The organism is Methylobacillus draconifructus, assembly GCF_045984355.1.
Taxonomy (GTDB): Bacteria; Pseudomonadota; Gammaproteobacteria; order Burkholderiales; family Methylophilaceae; genus Methylobacillus; species Methylobacillus flagellatus_A.
The window spans coordinates 590,407-609,851 of sequence record NZ_JBJQII010000001.1; the positions used below are offsets into that span (position 1 = coordinate 590,407).

The window sequence follows — 19,445 nt, forward strand, 5'->3', positions numbered from 1 at the left end:
CGTCACCGCAAGAAAGTGAACCGGCATGTATGAACAAGTTTCCCACTCGTTGCTGAACGATATCCTGATCGGCCTCGACCCCAAGGTAGGATGTGAAGACCTCAAGCACTTCTACATCCGCCTGGGGGCCAATTTCTACGCCATCCATTCCTTGTTCCACCAGCTCTATGGCGACCGGCGCGATTTCCGCCTGCAAATGCACAAGCTGGTGGCCGTCATGGCGAAGCAATACGTCAACCGTCCCCAGGAATTCCGCCAGCGCGACCTGGCGCGCGAGAAGGATCATGACTGGTTCCTGAGCCAGAAACTCGCGGGATACGCCCTCTATTGCCAGGAATACGCGCAAAGCCTGAAAGGCATGCACGAGAAACTGGATTACCTGCAGGAACTGGGCATCAACCTGGTCCATATCATGCCCATCCTCGACGGTCCCAAGGGACGCAACGACGGCGGCTATGCCGTGCGCGACTTCCGCAAGATCGACGAGAAATACGGCACGCTGGACGACCTCGACGCCCTGAGCGCCGACATGCGCAGCCGCGACATGCTGCTGGTGCTCGACGTCGTGGTGAACCATACCTCTGATGAACACGAATGGGCGCTGAAAGCGCAGAAAGGCAACAAGAAATACCAGGAGTACTACTACACCTATTCGGACCGGAAAATCCCCGACCTCTTCGAGCAGACCATGCCCGAGGTATTCCCCGAAACCGCGCCCGGCAATTTCACCTGGAACGACAAGATGGGCCGCTGGGTGATGACGGTGTTCAACAATTTCCAGTGGGACCTCAACTACAAGAACCCCGCTGTCTTCATCGAGATGATCGACATCATCCTGTTCTGGGCCAACCATGGCGCGGACGTGGTGCGCCTCGACGCAGTAGCCTTCCTCTGGAAGAAGATCGGCAGCGCCAGCCAGAACGAGCGCGAAGCGCACCTCATTCTGCAGCTCATGAAGGACTGCTGCCAGGTCACCGCGCCGGGCACCTTATTCATCGCCGAGGCCATTGTCGCCCCGCTGGAGATCATCAAGTATTTCGGCGAGGATGCGGTCAACGCCAAGGAATGCGAGATCGCCTACAACGCGACCTATATGGCGTTGTTGTGGGAAGCCGTCGCCACCAAGAAGACCTTGCTGCTCAACCGCGGGCTGCGCAGCCTGCCCACCAAGCTCGACAGCGCCACCTGGCTCAACTACGTGCGCTGTCATGACGACATCGGCCTGGGGTTCGACGACAACGACATCCGCGCCTCGGGCTACGATCCGCAAGCGCACCGCCGCTTCCTGGTCGACTACTATACCGGCGCCTACCCGGGCTCCACGGCCACCGGCGTCGCCTTCGGCGTCAACCCCAAGACCGGCGACGCGCGCATCTCGGGCTCGCTGGCCTCGCTGGCGGGGCTGGAAACCGCATTGCTGCAAAACGACGAGCATGCCATTGACGCCAGTATCCGTACCATCATCCTGCTGCATAGCTTGATCGCCTCGTTTGGCGGCATTCCCTTGCTCTACTACGGGGACTCGATCGGCACCCTCAACGACAACACCTACCTGGACGACGAGAACAAGCACCACGACAGCCGCTGGGTGCATCGCCCCGCCCTGGACTGGAACAAGGCGGCGCGCCGCCATGAGCCGGGTACGGTGGAAAACCGCATCTTTACCGCCATCCAGAGAATACTGGCCGTACGCAAGCAAATTCCCGCTTTTGCCGACCTCAACAACCGCGAGATATTCGAGATCAGCAACCCGCACCTGTTCACCTTCCTGCGCTTCACATCGCGCGGCTTGCACTCGCGCGTGCTCGTGACCGCCAATTTCGACGTCTCGCCGCAAACCATGAACCTCAGGGAGCTCGAGGCGGTCAACCTGTTCGAGCGCCGCGAGGCCAAGGATCTCTATAGCGGGAAATCCCTCTCCACCAGGAGCGGCACCTTGGAAATCCCGCCGCTCGGCTTTTATTGGCTACAGCTCTAACCCAGAAAAGGAAACCCATGCCATCATTCCTCGCTTCCCTAGGCGTTCCCGAGAACATCATCCCGCTGATCCTGTCCGGCCTGCGCATCCTGTTCATCGTCCTTGCAGCCATCATCCTCGTGCAGCTATGCAACAAGGCGATCCGCCTGCTCAAGGGCAGATTGCGCACGCATGCGCAGCAGAACCTGGAGGAGCTCAAGCGCATCGAGACCCTGGGACGCGTCATCAGCTATATCGCTTCCACCGTGATCGGCAGCATTGCCGTGATCGAGGTCCTACATGAATTCGGCATCTCGCTCGCTCCAGTGCTCGCCGCTGCCGGTATCGTCGGCGTGGCCGTCGGCTTCGGCTCGCAGAGCCTGGTCAAGGATTACTTCAACGGCCTGGTCATGCTGCTGGAAAACCAGATCCGCCAGGGCGACTCGATCGAGGCTGCGGGAAAGAGCGGCACCGTGGAAGAGGTGACCCTGCGCCACATCCGACTGCGCGACTACGAAGGCACCGTGCACTTCATCCCCAACAGCGTCATCACCACCGTGAGCAACATGAGCCGCGGCTTTGCCTATGCCGTGATCGACATCAAGGTGCCGATCGCCAGCGATTTCAGCCGCATCCTGCAGACCATGCGTGAAATCGGCAAGCAATTGCGTGCGGAAGAAGCCTACCAGAACAAGATTGAAGGCGACCTCGAAGTGGCCGGCGTCGACCAGATGGACCACGAAACCGCCGTGCTGCGCGCCCGCTTCCAGGTCCGGCCATCGGAAAAGAGCAGCGTGCGCAGGGAATTCATCTACCGCTTGAAACAGGCACTGGACACACCGGTGCAAGAGGCCAGCTGACATGCGCTTTTCGCCGGGATATGCAGCCTTGCTGACAGGGCAAGCAAGATTGCAACGCTAGGGAATGCAATAACCTTCTGGCTACCCGGCTTTCAGTAGTAGAATCCCGTTTTTGTTTCCAAAACACCATCATGGGCTTCGAACAACTCGCAGAACTGAAAAAACAACTGGCAGCCAAGGCCAAGGCGGAACGTCCGGCCAAGCCCCAGGCAAAGCCAAGGACCGCCGCGCCGCGCAAGCCGGAGAACCCGGTCGACCCCGTGGTGCTCAGCATAGGCAGGCTGCAAAGGCACTTTCCCAAGACATTTCCCAAGAACCCGGCGCCCAAGCTGCCGCTCAAGATCGGCATCCACCAGGAACTGCTGGCGAAAGCCAAGGAAATCGGCCTGGAGGAAGCCACGATCACGGATGCGGTGAAGACCTGGTGCCGCGGCACGCGCTATTGGGCCAGCATCGTCGAGGGGGCGCCTCGCGTCGACCTCGAAGGCAACCCGGCGGGAGAGGTCACGGCACGCGATGCCGCGCAGGCGCGCTCCCTGGAAGCGCGGCGCAAGCAGCCGCGCAAGCCCAAGCCGGATGCAACGCCAGCCGCCACTCCTCCCGAAGAGAATCCCGCAGAACCGGCCGCCTGACGCATCCTAGTAAGACCCGCCGACCTGCATGACGTCCCTGCCAATCCATCCCCGTCGCGTTGATGCCTTACCCGGTTCCCGCCGCCATCGCCGTCATCGTCCATGATCGCCAGGTATTGCTGGTAAGGCGCGCCAACCCGCCTGATGCGGGCTATTGGGGGTTTCCGGGCGGCAAGATCAATGCCGGCGAGTGCATCGAGCAGGCCGCCACCCGCGAGCTTCTCGAGGAAACCGGCATCGAGGGCAAGGCGATCAGCGTCCTGACGGCGCTGGACGCATTCTCCGGCGATGCTCAGCCTTCTAGCCAGCAGCATTTCATCTTGATCGCGGTGCTATGCCGGTGGATTTCAGGCACGCCGGCTCCCGCCGACGATGCCCTGGAGACAGGGTGGTTCTCGCTCGACGCGCTCCATGACACCAATTTGCTGTTGAGCAAGGATGTGGCCGAGGTCGCCCGCCTGGGCATATCGCACATGGCTGCTGACGGGTGTTAGCGCCGATATTGGATAGGACATGAACGTTACCGGCATCCTGCTCGCGGCCGGCCACTCCCGTCGCTTCACTCATGGCAACAAGCTGCTTTTCCCGTTACAGCCGGGACAGCCGACCGCAATCGTCTCCGCGCAACACCTGCTCGCGGCCTTGCCCGAGAGCCTGGCCGTGGTCAGGCCCGAGACTCCCGATCTCGCCACATTGCTTTCAGGCATCGGCATGGAAGTCCTCGTCTGCCAGCCCGAGCAACAGGAAATGGCCGACAGCCTGGCTGCCGCCGTGCGGCATGTCCTTTTACGGACCGCACCTCCGGATGCCGTCGTTGTAGCGCTGGCGGATATGCCGTTCATCCGCCCGGAGACTATTGTCGCCGTCGCCGGGCAGCTCGCGGCAGGCGCACATATCGCCGCGCCTGCGTACCAAGGAGTACGCGGACACCCGGTAGGCTTCGGCAGGCGTTTTTTTACCGAGCTGGCGAGCTTGACCGGCGACGAGGGCGCACGCTCGGTGCTGCGCCGCCATGCAAAAGAAATTCGGCTACTGGAATGCGATGACCCGGGCATCCTGCAGGACTTCGACACCTGGGAGGAACTGCAGCGCTTATTGCCGCAACCCTGACCGGGCAAGCCTGCAGGAAGAAAGCAAAAGCAATGTAGCGGCTTGCGCTTATTAGAGCGGCTGACAAAACTTAGCGAAGCGGTCCTGGCAAGGCGTTCCGCTTCAGGTAGTACAAGAAGCAGTATGGCAAGACAGGGCAACGACGCCAGGAAAGTTTTGTTCGCCTCTCCGCTCTTAACTGGCGCAAGCGCTGCCTGCCGACAGCGCATTTGCAATCGACTGGCTGGTGATCGCCGCCGCACGCTGCTGCGAGCGGATCTGGATGATCTCGGCCAGGATCGCGACCGCGATTTCCGCAGGGGTGCGGCTGCCGATAGGCAGGCCTACCGGGCCGTGCAAGCGGCCGATTTCCTCCTCGTTGAGGTCGAACATGCGCATGCGCTCGCGGCGCTTATCCTGGTTGAGCCTAGAGCCGAGCGCGCCGACGTAGAAGGCTTCCGAGCGCAATGCCTCCAGCAAGGCCATGTCGTCTAGCTTGGGGTCGTGCGTCACCGCCACGATCGCGGTATAGGCGTCAGGCGCAATCTCCAGCACCACGTCATCGGGCATGCCTTCGCACCATTGCACGCCATCGACCTGCCATTGCGCGCGGATTTCCTCGCGCGGGTCGCACAACAGCACATTGAATTCCAGCGCCTGCGCCATGCTCGCGAGCATGGCGCCCAGCTGGTTGGCGCCGATGACGAGCAAGCGCCATTGCGGCCCGAAATAATGGTGGAACCAGCCATCCTCCAGGCAAGCCACGGCACCCGGCATGGCTTCGCCCAGAATAACTTCATTCGTGCCAAGCCGGACGGAGCGGCGCAGCAATCTGCGTTGCCGCAGGCTGTCCAAGACCGGCAGCAAAACACTGGCGTCCGTCACCTGTTCGACGAAAATCTGCAGACGGCCGCCGCAAGGGATGCCATACCGCTGCGCCTCGTCGCGGCTGACGCCGTATTCGAGCAAGCCATTCACCTCCGGCAGGCGGCCATGGCGCGCCTGGTCGATCAGCTCGTCCTCGATGCAGCCGCCGGAAACGGAGCCCAGCAACTGTCCATCGTCCCGCAATGCCAGCATGGCGCCCGGCAGGCGCGGCGACGAGCCCCAGGTGCGTACCACGGTGCACAGATGCACGCGATGGCCCGCCTGCAACCAGGCGATGGCGTGTTCCAGCACTTCCTGCTCAGGAGCATGCATGAGCTTATGCCTTCAACTGGTCGCGGATCGGCAGGGTACGGATGCGCTTGCCCGTAGCGGCAAAAATGGCGTTGCAGATCGCAGGGGCGATCGTCGGCGTCACAGGCTCGCCGATGCCGCCCAACGGCACATCCAGCTTGTGCTCGACCAGATGCACGCGAATCTCGCGCGGCGCCTCCTCTATGCGCATCACTTGGTACTCATGGAAATTGCTCTGCTGGGCAACGCCGTTCTTGAAGCTGATCTCTCCCGTGAGCGTCAGGCTGGCGCCCATGATGCACGCGCCCTCCGCCTGCGAGCGGATACGGTCCGGGTTGACCTGCGGACCGCAATCCACGGCGATGTCCACGCGCGGAATGCTGATCTCGCGGTCATCGCCCACCACCACCTCGACCACGGCGGCAACATAGGTGACGAAGCTGTAGCAGAACGCCAGGCCCAGGCCGTGGCCCTTGGGCAGCTTGCGTTCCCAGCCGGCTTTCTGCGTGGCCAGTTCCACCACGTGGCGCATGCGCCCGGTATCCAGCGGGTAGCGCTCGGGCGACTCGCCGTAGTTCCAGCTATCGGAGATGCTGTCCGGGGCGACCTTGCGCGCGGGGCCGAGCAGGTCCAATAGGTAATCGCGGTGGTCGCGCTTAGCCTTGTGCGCCAGCTCGGCCACGAAGGACTGGGTGGCAAAGGCGTGCGGAATATTGGACACCGAGCGGAACCAGCCGATACGGGTGTGCGCGGGCACTTCAGGACTCTCGACCCGCATGTTGGGGATGTTGAACGGCAGGTTCACCGCCCCCATGCCGAGCTCGAACGGCGCGCCGCCCTTGGCGTTCTCGACGAAGGTCGAGGCGATGGTGGGCGCCGTCGTGCGATGCAGCCATGCTGTCGGCACGCCCTTGGCATCCAGTGCGGCCTCGATACGCTCAAGCGAGACCGTATGGAAATAGTCGTGGTGCAGGTCGTCCTCGCGCGTCCAGGTGACCTTGACCGGCTTGCCGTCCATCGCCTGGGATAGCAGGGCGGCTTCCACCACGAAATCCGGCTTGGATTTGCGGCCGAAACCGCCGCCGAGCAAGGTGACGTTGACGCGGACGTTTTCCGGCTTGAAGCCGAGATGGCCTGCCAAGGCGTTCACCGTCGCTTGCGGGTCCTGCACGCATGCCCAGGCCTCGCATTTGCCGTTGACGATGCGCACGGTCGCTGCCGGCGGCTCCATGGTGCTGTGGGCAATATGCGGCTGGTAATATTCGGCGGCAAAAATCTGCTTGGATTTTGCCAGCACGCCCGCGGCGTCGCCGTTGTTGCGCACGGCCTTGGCTGGCTTGCGTGCGGCATCCTCCAGGGTTTTGCGGAAGGCGGGCGAGTCGTAAGCGGCATTGGCGCCGTGGTCCCAGTCGATCTTGAGCGCCTCGCGTCCCTTGATGGCAGCCCAGGTATTGCTCGCCAGCACCGCGATGCCGCCCAGGGGGTGGAACAATGGCGGCAGGCTGCTGCTTTGCAGCTCGATGACCTTGGCGACGCCCGGCACCTTGAGCGCGGCACTGGCATCGAAGGACTTCACCTTGCCGCCGAATACCGGCGGCCGCGCCACCACGGCATACAGCATGCCTTCCAGCTTGGTATCGATGCCGTAATGCGTGGTGCCGGTGACGATTTTCTGGCCATCGACATTGCGCGTGTTCTGTTTGCCGATGTAGCGGAACTCCGAAGCCGGCTTGAGCTTCAATTGCGCTTTCGCAGGCACGGGAATCTTGGCCGCTGCCGTCGCCAGCTCGCCGTAACCCAGCGTCTTGCCGCTAGGCTTGTGGATGACCTGATGCTGCCTTGCCTGCACTTCGCCGACAGGCACGCCCCAAGTGGCGGCAGCGGCGGCTTCCAGCATCATGCGGGCCGTTGCGCCGATGCGGCGCATAGGCTCGAAGTGATGGCGCATGCTGCGCGAGCCGTCGGTGTTCTGATTGCCATACCGCGCCTCGTTGCCCTCGGCCTGCACCACGTTGACCCGCGCCCAGTCCGCCTCCAACTCGTCAGCCACCACCAAGGGCAGGCTGGTACGCACGCCCTGGCCCATTTCCGAGCGGTGCGCGACGATGTTGACGATGCCGTCCGTACCGATGGAGACGAATACCAGCACGTCCTCCTTGAGGCCGCCCGGCATGGCGTCGCCGCCGTATTTCTTGGGCTCTTCCACTGCGGCTCGCACCAGGCCGTTGACGCCGATCGTAAGGGCGAGGCCGGTCGCCAGGCCCATGCCCTTGAGCAGGCGCCGGCGGCTGAGGTCCGGCAAGTCCAATACCAGTTCCCGGCTCATTTCGCACCCTCCTTGGCGGCAAGCTTGATCGCCGCGCGGATGCGGGGATAAGTGCCGCAGCGGCAGATATTGCCGCTCATGGCTTCGTCGATATCCTCGTCCGTGGGATTAGGCGTGGTGCGCAGCAGCGCGGTTGCCGACATGATCTGCCCGGCCTGGCAATAGCCGCACTGGGCGACGCCCAGTTCCAGCCAGGCCGCCTGCACCGCCTTGCCGACCTTGTCCTCGCCCACGGCCTCGACCGTCGTGATTTTCTTGCCCACCGCGGCCGACACCGGGGTGACGCAAGCCCTGACGGGCTCGCTGTCCAGATGCACGGTGCATGCCCCGCACAACGCCATGCCGCAGCCGAACTTGGTCCCGGTCAATTGTGCGATATCGCGGATCGCCCACAGCAAGGGCATATCGTTCGGCACATCGAGCTGCTGGCTTTTGCCGTTGATGTCCAGCGTTACCATGTGAATTCCTTTCTTTTTTTGCAAACCGGCAAACGCTATATACGATTAAATATATCGTTTGCTATCAATGGGATATGCCGAGTATGCGCAAATTCCCCTATTCTATAAATGGAAATATGCTCATTTTAGAATTCCATTTTATGGAATAATAAGGGCTGGACTTTCAACCGGAACCGTTATGCTCAACCGCCTGGAAATGATGCGTATCTTCTGCGCCACCGCCGAGGCCTCCAGCTTCAAGGAGGCCGCCGCAAGGCTCAGCATCTCGCCGCAGGCGGTAACCCGCGCGGTCAAGGAGCTGGAATCGCTGCTGGGAGAACCCCTGTTCTACCGCAATACGCGGCAGATACGCATCACCGAGTTTGGCGAGCAGTTGGCCCTGCGCGGGCGCGACGCCATCAGCGGCGTGGATGATTTGTTCATGACCAGCGGCAAGCGGCAGGAGCGGGACATAGGCGGCGTGGTGCGCATCACCGCCCCGGTCGTGATCGGCAGGCGTTTCCTGCAGCCCATACTGAGCCGCATCGCCAGGGAGCATCCGCATATCACCATCGACTTGCGCCTCTCCGACATGCACAGCGACGTGGTGGAACAGCAGATTGATATCGGGGTGCGCGTGGGATTGCTGCGCGACAGCAGTTTTGTCGCCCGCTCGCTCGCCAAGGTATCGTTCCTCGTCGTCGCCACGCCGGAGCTGGCGGCACGCGCAGGCACGCCGCAGCAACTGGAGGATTTGCATCACGTCCCCACCATCGCCCTCGTCGACAAGAGCAGCGGGAAGAACTGGCCCTGGTTCTTCGCCGACGGGCAGCAGATCAACCCCCGGCAGGCCAGCTTCATCACCGACGATTCCGATAGCGAGGTGTCGCTTGCCCTGGACGGCGTCGGCTTCGCCCAGATCGGCGCCCCGCTGGTGATACCGCAGCTCGAAAGCGGAGAACTGGTGAGCGTGCTTGACGAGTTCGTGGCGCCGGCCTGGGACTTGAATGTCTACCGTCCGCGCCGCGGCCCGGTGCCGGAGCGTATCCGCCTGGTGTATGACGAAATTGTCCAGGCATTGAGCGACCCGGCGCATTTCCCTACTCAGCGTTAGGCGGCTGCGGTCTTAAATAGGTCAATGCAAGTCACGCATATTGAGGCGGCGCAGCTTGGGCGCAAAACGCGCTACTGCGCCCACTACCGCAATTGTCATCGCCCCGCCGAAAATGACGGAAGGGATCAAGCCCATCAGCCTGGCCGCCATTCCCGACTCGAATGCGCCCAGCTCATTGGAGGAGCCGATGAATATGCCGTTGATCGCGGAGACACGGCCGCGCATTTCATCCGGGGTGACCAGTTGCATAATGGTCGTCCGCACCACGACCGACACGCCGTCGCAAATACCTGAAATCAGCAACAGGAACGCCGCTAGCCAGAAATTCCTGCTCAAGGCGAAAGCGATGATGCTGAACCCGAACCCGGCCACAGCCACCAGCAATATCCGCCCGGCACGGCGATTGACCGGGTGGTGCGTCAGCCAGACGCCGGTGGCTATCGCGCCGACTGCGGGGGCGGCACGCAAGATGCCCAGGCCTTCAGGCCCGTGCTGGAACACGTCATGGATAAACATCGGCAGCATGGCGACTGCGCCGCCGAACAACACGGCAAACATGTCCAGCGCCTGCGCACCCAGCATGACCTGGTTGCTGAATACAAAGCGCAAGCCCTGGGCGATGCTGGCAAAGATTGGCGCATCCGCCTCGACAACCGGCGTCTTCACCTGCAGGCTCAGCATGGCGGCGACGGCGACCCCTGCGAACACTGCGGAACAGGCGTAAGCCGTGCTGATTCCCGCGAGGGCGATCACCCCGCCCCCGATCGCCGGCCCCAGCACCAGCCCGGTCTGCAGTACCGAGCTGCCGATGCTGGCCGCCCGGGCGAATTGCTGGCGCGGCAATACCAGTGCAAACAGGGCGCTATAGGACGGGCCGATGAAAGCGCGCGCAAAACCGACGCAGGCAATCGAAAGATAAATGAATTGCGACGATTCGCTGGGATGCCACAACCACCCGGCCGCGATCCCCGCCAGCACGAGGGCGTTGATCACCAGCACGATGCACGCCATCACGCCGAACATGCGGCGCGAATAATGGTCGACGGCATAACCGGCGAACAGGGCAGTACAGAAATAGGGGACCACCTCGGCCAAACCGATCAGGCCCAGCGACAGGGGGTCGCGCGTGATCTGGTAGACATGCCAGCCCACCACCACCGCCATGATCTGGTAGGAAAACGTGATGCTGACGCGGAAGGCCAGCAATTTCAGGAACGCAATATTGCGTAGCGGATAAGGTGAAACGTCAGGGGTCATGTCGGTATTGTAAAGAATGCGCCGCCCTCATGACACTATGGCACAGATTAAGACTATTTCCCCAAGGTCACGAATATTGGCCCAGCCAGCGCCGCACCAAGGCAAGCACCGGTAATGCGGCCAAGCCTCCCAGTGCATCTGCCAGCAAGTCGTCCAGGCCGGCTTGCCGCCCCTCAATATACAACTGGTGCAGCTCATCGGCAGCGCCCAGGGCCACGACGATGATCCAGACGGCAGCCAGCGGCAGCCGTAAAAACGCCAGGCCCGCGAGCACCCCGATAGTGCCGAAGACGAAGAAATGCACGACTTTATCCCAAGGCGACGGGAACAACGATCCTGCCCCGGGCGCTTCCCCTCCGATAAAAATGCCGGCAACCAACAGGATGAGCATGCCCAGTGCCAGGTACTTCAGGCGTTCAGGTGTAATCAATTGCTTTGTATTCAGGCCAGTAAAAATGATATGCGGCGAACCGCGGTGACAGCGCCACGCCTCATGGCAGCGGATGCGTCATGCTAGCACGGCAGGGCTCCAGCAGCCATCATTAACCCATGCACGGGTCATGCCAGCAGCTTATACATGCAGCGATGAGGGATGCCCACCTGCTGGAATACAGGGCCATCGACACGGTATCCTAACGACTGGTAAAAGCCGATCGCGGTTTCGCGCGCATCCAATACGACTTGGTCGAATCCGGCCTGCCGCAGCCACAGCTCTGCGGCATCCACCAGCAGCCTGCCCAATCCCCGCCCCTGCATGGCGGGGGCTACGACCATTTGCCGCAGCTTCGCCAATGGCTGCTGCCCGGCCTTGATCACCAGGCAAGCCAGCAATGCGTGTTGTTCGACGATACCAAAATGTTTTTGCTGATCCTCTCCGGCCATGTCCGAGGCGCTCAGCGTCAGGCCGAGCGGGATGCGCAACACTTGCTCCCGCAAATGCAGGCTCTGCCGGTAGAGATCGGAACCATAGGCAATCTCGGTGAACATCACTTGGCGATATCGGCCGCGCCGGCCACCAGGTTGCGGCCCGCCTGCTTGGCGCGATAGAGGGCCCTGTCCGCCCGCGGCAGCAACGACTGGGCCGGTTCGTCCTGCTCGCGTTCCGCGACGCCGGCGCTGAAGGTGATCAAGACGCGCTCATTGTCGTGCATGAAGAAATTGCGCGTGAGGTCGCGCTGCGCACGCTTCATGATCTCCACGGCCTCGGCCTCTCCCGTGCCCGGCAGGATGATGATGAATTCCTCGCCGCCATAACGCGCCAGCACATCGGTGCTGCGCAAGGATTCCTTGATCACCTTGGACAAATGCACCAAGGCCTTGTCGCCCGTCGCATGGCCGAGCTTATCGTTGAGGCGCTTGAAATGGTCGATATCCATCATCGCCAGGCTCAAGCGCGTGGCATGGCGGTTCGCCCGGTCGAACTCGCGCTCCAGCGCCTGCTCCATGCCGCGCCGGTTCAACGTGCCCGTGAGGAAATCCTCATGCGCGACTTCATTCACATGCTCCAGCTTGGCAGTCAGTTCCTGCACCAGGCGTTCGGACTCTACCACGCGCTGCTGGGTTTCTGTCAGTATCTCCCGCGATTGGCGGATATTGAAGCTGATGCTGCGCGTATCTTCCAGCATGCGGTCGATCAGCGCATTCAGCTCGACAATATCTTCAGACTCGGTGATTTTCTGCTTGTAGCCGTCGATTTTCTCCTGGTATTCGTTGGTGCTGTCCACCAGGTCCGCCAGGCGGCCGACAAAGACCTCCGCCATTTTCTTCATGGAATCCCTGGCGTCCAGCAAGCGGGGCTTGAGCTGCCCCTGCTTGAAAATCAGCTCCTTGAGGCTGCTTTCCGCGTCGTACAGCATATCCAGGGACAACGGCTTTTGCAGCAGTTCCTGCACGATCATGGCCTGCCCGTGCAACCATTGATCTTCCATCACCAGCTCGTTCATGCTGGTCACCACCAAACGCAGCAATTGCAGCAGGCCTTCATGGGTGCGCTGCTGGGTGTCGCCGTGCATTTCCAGCGTGAACAGGACGGCTTTCAGGCTTTCCGCCTGCTTCAGCACATCGTTTTCCGCATAGGCGAGGCGGATATCCTCGAGCAAGGCTTCCGCCTTCTTCGCCATTTCAGGCCATGCCGCCAATTGGGGGATCACGATCAGGTTGATCGTGCGCATCAGCATATTGCGCCAATGATCGGCGATCCTCGCATAATAGGTGCGTGCCGGTTCCTGCTCATTGCCGGCCTGCATTGGGGATGATTCCTGTACTGCCGCCCCCTCCTGCTGGGCGCCGTCCACCAAGTCCTCGCTGATGCCTGCCCCCCATGAGCTCGCCAATGCATGGATTTTCTGCGGCAATGCAGGATCCTGCTCGAAATTGTTCAGCAAGCGCTGCAAGCCCTCGCGCTTGCGGCTGAGAGTGATGCCCCTGTGGCTGCTTTCCAGCTGCTTGAGCAAATGGCGCAATGCCGCGGGCCAGGTGACATCGTCCTTTGCCGCCGCCTGAGGCAGCAGGTTGCCCAGCTGCTCCTTGAAGCGCGGCCAGTTGCGGGCATACACTGACTGCTTGATCGCCTGCGCCGCAGCCAGGTATTTCGGGCTCTGCACGCCTGCGACGAGCAGCACCTCATCCAAGGCATTGGCAAGCTCGGCAGCGCTATCCATGGATTTCACCCCGGCAATTTCGTCATAGACGATACGGAAATTGTCCGGCGTGGGCGGTATCTTGCGCGAGGAAAGTTGTATCAGTGTTTGACGCGCAATCTCAATGGCAGAAGCGGATTCTTGCATGATTGCTCAATCTTCAGACAAATAGTGAAGTTGGCCGAGACGGCCGTCAGGCTGCCCCATGCAACCCTGGCGATTAGCATAGCGCTAATCAGGAGGATTCAATATATGGATCAAGCAGATTTTTACCCCGGCATTCTGCGGATGCAGCGTCATGGCAGGCAATGTCCCTGGCAGAGTAGAACAGGCCAGGTCCGGGCAGTCATCAAGCGCATTGCTGGGACTCAATGCAAGAAGGCAAATCCCGCGGCTTGATGACTGGCGCCTCAAGCAACCTCATGGCAAGGTTGCGTTACTTGGCACACTTTTCCTTCTTCTTGGTTTCGATTTCCTCCACCAGCCCGTCCTCGATTTCAACCTCTACACAGGCGCCGACGACCAGCGGGCCATGCTTTTCCTCAAGCTCGGTCTTCTTGGTCACTTCCAGCTTGCGCCCGGATACCACCCAGGTGCCTTCCGCTGTTTGCGGACGGCTTTCAAGCACGCCGTAGAACTCTTCTTCCGCCGCCTGCACGCTCAATGCCGATCCGGCAAGCACAAGCATAGCAACACCCGAACATAGTATTTTTTTCATGGCACTTCTCCTCGTGTGAATACAGAAGATATGTGAAAAATTGCACACATCCAGAGGAATAGTTCCCAAAAACCGGCCTGATGTCAATTTCTAGCCAGGCCAAACTCGCACTCAAGCTGTTCGACTGGTTGCGGCTTGCCGAAAAGATAGCCTTGATACGCCAGGCAACCATGCTCCGCCAGGAACAGCTGCTGCTCGCGGCTTTCCACGCCTTCCGCCACCACTTCAATCCCCAAGCCCTGCCCCAGGGCGATGATGGTTTGCACGATGGAGGCGTCATTGCTGTCGACCAGCACGTCCCGTACGAACGAGCGGTCGATCTTGAGCTGGGACAACGGCAAGCGCTTCAAGTAGGCCAATGATGAATATCCCGTACCAAAATCGTCCATGGAAAAGCTCACTCCCATGGCCTTGAGGGTATTCATCTTGACGATCATGTCCTCGATATTTTCCACCAGGGTGCTTTCCGTGAGCTCCAGCTTGAGGAGTTGCGGATTGGCTCCCGTCTCCTTGAGGATCTCAAATATGTGGTCAATAAAATCATGCTGGTGCAGTTGGCGTGCGCTCACATTGACAGACAAGCCCAAGTTTGCAGTTTCCGGACGCTCTGCCCAAGCCACCAGCTGCAGGCATGCGGTCTTGAGAACCCACTCGCCAATCGGCAGGATCAAGCCTGTTTCCTCGGCGAGCTCAATGAATGCTGCCGGGGAGAGCAAGCCTTGTTGCGGGTGCTCCCAGCGTATCAACGCCTCTGCACCCTGCAATTGGCCGTGGCTGTCCACCTGTGGCTGGTAGTACAGGCGCATTTCTTCACGCCGCAAGGCCTGGCGCAAGTCTTCTTCCATGGCGGCACGCTTGGTGATCAATGCCTGCATCGCCGGGTCGAAAAAACGGAAGGTATTGCGCCCGGCGGCTTTTGCCTCGTACATGGCCAAGTCGGCCCGCTTCAACAATTCATCCACAGTGACCTGTTGCTCAATGCAGAACAAGGCGACCCCGATGCTGCAGGACGAATAATGCTCATATCCCGACAACCCGAACGGCTGGCTCAACGCCAGGAGAATCTTGTCGGCGACCAGGCTGGCCTCCTGCGCCGCGTCGCCGCTTTGCTCGCTCAAGTTCTCCAGCACCACCACGAACTCGTCCCCGCCCAGGCGCGCCACGGTATCGGTAATGCGCACGCTGCCGAGCAGGCGTTGCGCCACCTGCTCCAACAGCATGTCGCCGAAATCGTGGCCATGGGTGTCGTTGAGCGTCTTGAAATTGTCCAGGTCCAGGAACAGCAGGGCACCGGAGCGCTTGAGCCGCATGCTGTTGAGCAGTGCCTGCTCGAGCCGGTCCAGCAACAGCAGCCGGTTGGGCAGATTGGTCAGCATATCGTAGAACGCCAGATGCTGGATCCTGCTTTCTGCCGCCTTGCGCTCGGTAATATCGCGCTCGACCGCGACCCAGTGCGTGAACACCCCGGCGTTGTTCGCTATCGGCAGGATATCCATTTCCAGCCAGATCTCATCGCCGTTCTTCCTGTAATTGATCAGCTCGGTGCGCACGGATTCGCCCTGCTTAAGCAGGGCCTTCACCCTGCGCATTTCATCCATCTGCGTGCCTGGCCCATCGAGCAGGCCGGGGTCCTTGCCCAGCACCTCCTCGGCCGTATAGCCGGTCAGCCGCTCGAACGCCTTGTTGACGAAAATGAGGCGCGGGCTTTGTATGCCTTCCGGATCGGCCTCGGCGATCAGCACGATGTCGTTGAGGCGGGCAATGCTGGTTTCCAGCAGTTTGAGCTGCTCCTCGGAGTGATGGCGCTCGATCGCGATGCCGACGATATGCGAGCATGCGCTCACCAATTCCATTTCACGCTGTTCGGGCACGCGCACCTCGCGGCCATACACGGCGAACGTGCCCAGCACCTGCTGGCTGCTCGACAAGATCGGCATCGACCAGCACGCCCTCAGCCCGTAGCGCTTGGCCAGGTCGCGGTAATCCGTCCATAACGGGTCCTGCTGAACGTCCGCCACCACCACCGTGCGGCGCTCGTACGCCGCCGTACCGCAAGAGCCTACCGAAGGCCCGATCTGCAAGCCCTTGAGCTTGTCCAGATAACGTTTCGGCAAGCGCAGCGCAATGCTTCTGCCGAACGTATCCGGCTTGTCCAGCAACATGATCGAGCACAGCACGTCCGGATATTGCTCCTCCAGCAACGCCACTGTCGCCAGCAACACGTCGTCGAGGACGGCGCCGGCGGCAATGCGCTCCAAGAGGTGCCGCTGCTCGACCTGCAGGCTTTCCTGGCGCTTTTGCTGCTCGATGTTTTCCACCACCTTGATCAGGTTGCGCGGACTGCCGTCCGGGTTCTTGACCAGGGTCGCACTGATGCGCACCCAGACAGAACGGCCGGACTTCGTCCTGTAGCGCTTTTCCACTACCGAATGGTCGATCTCGCCCTCCAACAGGCGCTGCCGGTTTTTCCACGCCTCCAGGTCATTCTGCCCATAATCCAGGTCATGGCAGTGCAGGCTCTTCAACTCATTCTCGGAATAGCCGACGATGTCGCAGAAAGCCGGGTTCACCAGCAGAAACCGTCCCTCGATGGAAATCATGGCGATCCCAGCGGAGGCGCTGTGGAAAGTCAGCCTGACTTGCTCCTGGCTGGATTCCAGTTCCATCTCGACCAGCTTCCGCTGATGGATTTCCGCATGCAATGCCTCCGTGCGCTCCCGCACCTTTCTGCGGATTTGCAGGTTCCAGAGCAATACCAGGCCCGCAGCCAGACTCACCAGCAACGCGCCGCCCGCGAACCACTTGACCAGATGCGTGGTGTCTTCCTCCTCTTTCAAGAGGAATCCATTGAGTGAATAACCGGGCTCAATCAGACCGAGATCGACAAACATGCGAGCAATGAACTCCCAGCGTGCACGCGTCATGCGCCCCAGCTCAACCACATCCAGCAGAATAAAGCGCTCCATCTCCTTGGCTTCGTACATCAGCTGTTTCAAGCTGGGGGCCGGTTTCCTGGCGGAAGGCATGTGCACGATCAGCTGCGCGATTTCATGCGGATTGGCCAGCGCATATTTCCAGCCCTTCAGGCTCGCGCGCAGAAAGGCCTCCACCCGGTCCGGATGCGCGTTGCGCTCGGACTCGGTGGTAAACAGCGTGTCGCCGTAGAAATCGACGCCGAAATCCATCGCCATCAGCATCGAGGTTTCGACACCTAGCTCCGCCATGCGCAAGGGCTCGACGGTGGCATAGGCGGAGATGGCCTCCACCTTGTCCTCCAGCAAATCCTCCAATCTGCCGCTGTGTGGCAGGATGGTGACTTCCTGCATGTCAATGCCATGCTTGCGCAGCAATGCCCGGTGCTGGGCGTCCCGCCATTCGGTATTCGCCAACATGATGCGCTTGCCCACCAGGTCTGCAGGGCTGCGTATGTGGCTGGATTTCTTGCTCAGCAGTACGTGGGGAGGGTGCTGGAAGATCGCGGCGAGCGCCACGATCGGCTTGCCGTGCAGGCGGGCGATGGCGATTTCGGCATCCCCGACCCCGTAATGCGCCGTGCCGGAGACAACGCGCTCGATGGAAGAGTGCGCCATGTCCGCTTCCACGATCTCGACATCGAGGCCTTCCTCACGGTAAAAGCCTTTTGCCTGGGCCGCGTAATAGCCGGCGAACTGAAACTGGTGATACCACTTGAGTTGCAGCCTGACCTTTTCCAAAGGCTCGGCAAAGCCTTGCCCGCTCACCAGCAGGAGGCTCAATAACAAGAAACGCATCACAATATGATGAATTGAACAGTCCATATTCCTTCACTTTCGCCGACAGAGCAAACTGCTGCCGCTCAGCGAAATACTCTCAATACTGCACCCATCAGGTTCAACAGAAACACGAACACATCCCTTTCAGGACTTAGGGCCGCCAACGAAACTCAGCGAAGCGTTCCTGGCCAGGCACTCTGCAACGGGGAATACAAAACAGCGCACTACAAAATAGCACGGCAAGGCAGGACGACAACGACAGATAAGAGCGCTGTTAGCTGCTCTTATCAGTAAACGTCACCACCAGGACGTCGCGATATGCCGCCATGGCGGGGTCGATCTGCTCGACAGGCGTCACGCCATGCATACATCGCCGGTCGTCCACCAGCGCCCAGTCCAGCGGGTTGGTGAGGGTGAAGCTGTCCAGCACGACTTTATCCAGGTTGTGCAGGGTCGTGGTGCCGCTGGAAATATTAACGCGCTTGACCATCATGACCAGCACATAGTCCACGCCGTCGCGATGCACGCCTTCGGGTGCAGGCTGGCCATGCTCCTGCTGGTTGGCCTCTATGCGGAATTGGTGCACTTCGATATGCCAGCGCGCCTGCGGGCGCAGGCGGCTGAACAAGTCGCGGCTGAGCTGCAGGATACCCTGCATTGTCTGCCCATGGATCAGGCTGGAGGGTATGGGTTCGTAGATGCGCGCAATCCCGCCATTGAGCGAGTTGTACTCCCGGCTCTGGTAATGCGGCTGGTGTGGCTCCAGCACGATAGGGCCTTCGGCTTCGGCGCTCAGCGTTGCAAAGCGGCGGCGGCGGTAGCGCCCGCCATCCGCCATGTATTCATCCAGGGGCATCCCGTCCCAGCTGGCGTCAAACGCCTGCCAGTCCGATAACGCGTCAGGATTGGAAGCCAGCAGCCATGCTTTTATTTGTTGCCCCGGGACAAAGCTGAATCCATCGCCCGTGATCTTTTCACAAAGGCTTACCGTATCATTTACCTGCATCAAAAGCTTTTCACTCACTTAACACCGCCAGGGGTTGGTTCTCATTATTCTCAAGCATCCACAGGCATCAACATGTCCTGCGAACTACACCAGCATATTAGCGAATCGCGAACGATCTTTGAAAAAAACTTATTGACAATCATCACTACATAACTAATTATTTAGTTATGAAAACGCCCGTCAATATCCCAACCGAATGGCAGGACATTTCCGATCTATTCGTCGCACTTGGCGATGCGCACCGCCAGCGCATCCTGCTTTCGTTCGAACCTGGCGAGCGCTTGAGCATCAGCCAGATCGTCAGCGCCTCGGACCTGAGTCGGACCGCCATCACCCATCATCTTAAGGTGCTGCAACAGGGAGGCGCATTGAAGAGTGAAAAAGTAGGTAAAGAGGTGCTTTTTTCCATAGACAAAGACTATATGCAGACCGCCCTGCAAAGCGTGCTGCATTACATCCAACAAGAAATCTAACGAAAG

At 60.5% G+C, this 19,445-nt stretch carries 17 protein-coding genes; 7 read left to right on the plus strand and 10 right to left on the minus strand.

Going from position 1 to position 19,445, the window contains the following annotated elements; genetic code table 11:
• Positions 1–25 precede the first annotated feature (25 nt).
• The 5 genes from ACJSDX_RS02750 (at position 26) to ACJSDX_RS02770 (ending at position 4,559) form a co-directional block, all read left to right on the plus strand.
• Positions 26–1,978: an amylosucrase gene (locus tag ACJSDX_RS02750; RefSeq protein WP_407993383.1), complete on the plus strand. Its 1,953-nt coding sequence runs from the start codon at positions 26–28 to the stop codon at positions 1,976–1,978.
• Between the two features lie 17 nt (positions 1,979–1,995).
• Complete coding sequence (locus ACJSDX_RS02755) at positions 1,996–2,817, plus strand: mechanosensitive ion channel family protein (protein WP_407993384.1); 822 nt, start codon at positions 1,996–1,998, stop codon at positions 2,815–2,817.
• A 131-nt stretch (positions 2,818–2,948) separates the two neighbouring features.
• Positions 2,949–3,449: a ProQ/FinO family protein gene (locus ACJSDX_RS02760; protein ID WP_407993385.1), complete on the plus strand. Its 501-nt coding sequence runs from the start codon at positions 2,949–2,951 to the stop codon at positions 3,447–3,449.
• Between the two features lie 62 nt (positions 3,450–3,511).
• On the plus strand, positions 3,512–3,943 hold the full coding sequence (locus ACJSDX_RS02765; protein ID WP_407993386.1) for an NUDIX hydrolase: 432 nt from the start codon (positions 3,512–3,514) through the stop codon (positions 3,941–3,943).
• Between the two features lie 19 nt (positions 3,944–3,962).
• Entirely contained in the window at positions 3,963–4,559 is a 597-nt protein-coding gene (locus tag ACJSDX_RS02770) for a nucleotidyltransferase family protein (protein ID WP_407993387.1), read from the plus strand.
• Positions 4,560–4,733: 174 nt separating this feature from the next.
• On the opposite strand, the gene ACJSDX_RS02775 is transcribed toward ACJSDX_RS02770, so the two are convergent.
• From ACJSDX_RS02775 to ACJSDX_RS02785, 3 genes are read right to left on the minus strand one after another with little or no spacing between them, the layout of a single operon-like run.
• Positions 4,734–5,738: an XdhC family protein gene (locus ACJSDX_RS02775; protein WP_407993388.1), complete on the minus strand. Its 1,005-nt coding sequence runs from the start codon at positions 5,736–5,738 to the stop codon at positions 4,734–4,736.
• 4 nt (positions 5,739–5,742) lie between these two features.
• Positions 5,743–8,043, minus strand: coding sequence for a xanthine dehydrogenase family protein molybdopterin-binding subunit (locus ACJSDX_RS02780; RefSeq protein ID WP_407993389.1), 2,301 nt, complete (start codon positions 8,041–8,043; stop codon positions 5,743–5,745).
• The gene (locus ACJSDX_RS02785) at positions 8,040–8,501 is read right to left on the minus strand and encodes a (2Fe-2S)-binding protein (protein ID WP_407993390.1); all 462 of its coding nucleotides are present in this window, start codon (positions 8,499–8,501) and stop codon (positions 8,040–8,042) included. Before ACJSDX_RS02785 ends, ACJSDX_RS02780 begins: the two co-directional genes overlap by 4 nt.
• Positions 8,502–8,679: 178 nt before the next feature.
• Here ACJSDX_RS02785 and ACJSDX_RS02790 point away from each other — a divergent pair, with 178 nt between their 5' ends.
• On the plus strand, positions 8,680–9,594 hold the full coding sequence (locus ACJSDX_RS02790) for a LysR family transcriptional regulator (protein ID WP_407993391.1): 915 nt from the start codon (positions 8,680–8,682) through the stop codon (positions 9,592–9,594).
• Between the two features lie 21 nt (positions 9,595–9,615).
• Here the strand turns inward: ACJSDX_RS02790 and ACJSDX_RS02795 are convergent, their stop codons facing one another.
• The 7 genes from ACJSDX_RS02795 to ACJSDX_RS02825 all read right to left on the minus strand — a co-directional run bounded on the left by ACJSDX_RS02795 (position 9,616) and on the right by ACJSDX_RS02825 (position 18,984).
• On the minus strand, positions 9,616–10,851 hold the full coding sequence (locus ACJSDX_RS02795) for an MFS transporter (RefSeq protein WP_407993392.1): 1,236 nt from the start codon (positions 10,849–10,851) through the stop codon (positions 9,616–9,618).
• 67 nt (positions 10,852–10,918) lie between these two features.
• On the minus strand, positions 10,919–11,281 hold the full coding sequence (locus ACJSDX_RS02800) for a VanZ family protein (protein WP_407993393.1): 363 nt from the start codon (positions 11,279–11,281) through the stop codon (positions 10,919–10,921).
• Positions 11,282–11,409: 128 nt separating this feature from the next.
• Entirely contained in the window at positions 11,410–11,838 is a 429-nt protein-coding gene (locus ACJSDX_RS02805; RefSeq protein ID WP_407993394.1) for a GNAT family N-acetyltransferase, read from the minus strand.
• Positions 11,838–13,637, minus strand: a complete 1,800-nt coding sequence (locus ACJSDX_RS02810; protein ID WP_407993395.1) for a GGDEF domain-containing protein — start codon at positions 13,635–13,637, stop codon at positions 11,838–11,840. Before ACJSDX_RS02810 ends, ACJSDX_RS02805 begins: the two co-directional genes overlap by 1 nt.
• Before the next feature lie 289 nt (positions 13,638–13,926).
• Positions 13,927–14,208 (minus strand): DUF5666 domain-containing protein, encoded by a 282-nt coding sequence (locus ACJSDX_RS02815; RefSeq protein ID WP_407993396.1) that lies wholly within the window; start codon positions 14,206–14,208, stop codon positions 13,927–13,929.
• An 83-nt stretch (positions 14,209–14,291) separates the two neighbouring features.
• Positions 14,292–17,978, minus strand: a complete 3,687-nt coding sequence (locus ACJSDX_RS02820; RefSeq protein ID WP_407993397.1) for an EAL domain-containing protein — start codon at positions 17,976–17,978, stop codon at positions 14,292–14,294.
• A 256-nt stretch (positions 17,979–18,234) separates the two neighbouring features.
• Entirely contained in the window at positions 18,235–18,984 is a 750-nt protein-coding gene (locus tag ACJSDX_RS02825; RefSeq protein WP_407993398.1) for a 2OG-Fe dioxygenase family protein, read from the minus strand.
• Between the two features lie 149 nt (positions 18,985–19,133).
• Between ACJSDX_RS02825 and ACJSDX_RS02830 the strand changes: the two genes are divergently transcribed.
• Positions 19,134–19,439 carry an ArsR/SmtB family transcription factor gene (locus tag ACJSDX_RS02830; RefSeq protein ID WP_309565877.1) on the plus strand — a complete coding sequence of 102 codons (306 nt, stop codon included), beginning with the start codon at positions 19,134–19,136 and terminating at the stop codon, positions 19,437–19,439.
• Positions 19,440–19,445: the final 6 nt, after the last annotated feature.